General features: G+C 30.8%; 1 protein-coding gene. It reads left to right on the forward strand.

Annotation, left to right across the window (positions count from 1 at the left end):
• Positions 1 to 90: 90 nt before the first annotated feature.
• Positions 91 to 1,613: IS1182 family transposase (locus AC59HZ_RS31250; RefSeq protein WP_496549598.1), on the forward strand; the 1,523-nt coding region annotated here is incomplete at its 3' end.

Here is a 1,613-nt window from a genome sequence, read left to right on the forward strand (position 1 = left end):
GAGTCTGTCTAACAATTTTCACCTTTTTCCCACTTTCCCGATAGGGAAACCCATACTATTGTCGAATTTGTAATATAAGGAGATGATAGTATGCCATATATTCTTGGTGAGGATAGAAATCAGTTAAATTTATTACCAAATACATTGGAAGATTTTATTGATGAAGATAATCCAGTTAGAGTAATTGACGCATATGTGGATAGCTTAAATCTGGAGGAACTTGGTTTTGTTGTTTATTCGGGTTATAAAGCTGGACAAAAACCTTATAGAAGACATGATCTCCTTAAATTATATATTTATTGTTATATGAATAAAATCAGGTCATCTCGTATGATGGAGACTGAGGCAACGAGAAACATTGAATTAATGTGGTTAATTGGCAAAATAAAACCTGACCATGGTACTATATCTTCATTCATGAAAATTAACAAAAAAGCGATTACGCAGCTGTTTAAAGAGTTTACTCTTATGTTAAAAGGATTTGGTCTTATTGATGGCACAATTGTCGCTATCGATGGGACAAAAATAAAAGCAAATAGCGCAAAAAATAAACACTATAATGAAAATATTATTAAAGAGAAATTAGAATACTACGAAGCGAAAATTGAGGAATATATCAATGACGTTTTAAACACAACTGAAGATGAGAGTATGAAACAAAAAATTAATGATAAAATTGAGAGTTACCAAGAAAGAATAAAGAAGTTAGATGCCATTAAAGAAGAACTAAAGGAACAAGGAAAGAAACAAATTTGTTTAACTGATTCAGACGCAAAGTCGATGAAGAATAACGGGAAATTTGAGGTTTGCTTTAATGTCCAAGCAGTTGTAGACAATAAAAATAAATTAATTGTAGACTTCGAAGTAGTAAATGATGTTAATGACCAAGGTCAATTATCAAACATGGTTAAAAAAGCTAAGGAAGTATTTGAGGACCAAAAAGTTACAGCTTTAGCTGATACAGGTTATTTTAATATGTCTGAAATAATTGAAGTGGTAGATGAACAGACCGAAATCCTTATAAAGCCCCAAAAAGGAAAACAACAAAAGGTTGAAAACGGATTTGATAAATCAAACTTCAAGTATGATCAAACAAATGATGTTTTTATTTGCCCGATGGGCTATTGTTTAAATTTTAAATGGAATGGAAAGCAAAACGGTAAAGACTTCAAACGTTATACATGTGTGAACTACAATGAATGCGGGAAAAAGGAGTTGTGTACTTCCGCAAAAGGCGGAAGATCAATTATCAGGTTTAAAAATGAAGAAATCATTGACCAGGTTTCTGAAAATACAATTAGAAAAGATAATATTTACAAGAAAAGGGGCTCTATTATAGAACACCTTTTTGGAACCATAAAACGACATTTTGGTTATACATATTTTTTAACAAGAGGGCTTGAATCAGTAAACACTGAGATAAGTCTTATTTGTCTTGCATATAATTTTAAAAGATTAATAAATATAATCGGAGTTAAAGAGTTAATACGAAAATTCAGAGGGGGCATAGCCCCCTTTTTACATGCATTTTATGATACTTTATTGTTTTTATCGAAAATAACAGAAATATTTCCTACCTTTATAAATTTACAATTAATTGTTAGACAGACTCA

It is taken from the genome of Neobacillus sp. DZ-9, from assembly GCF_059587065.1.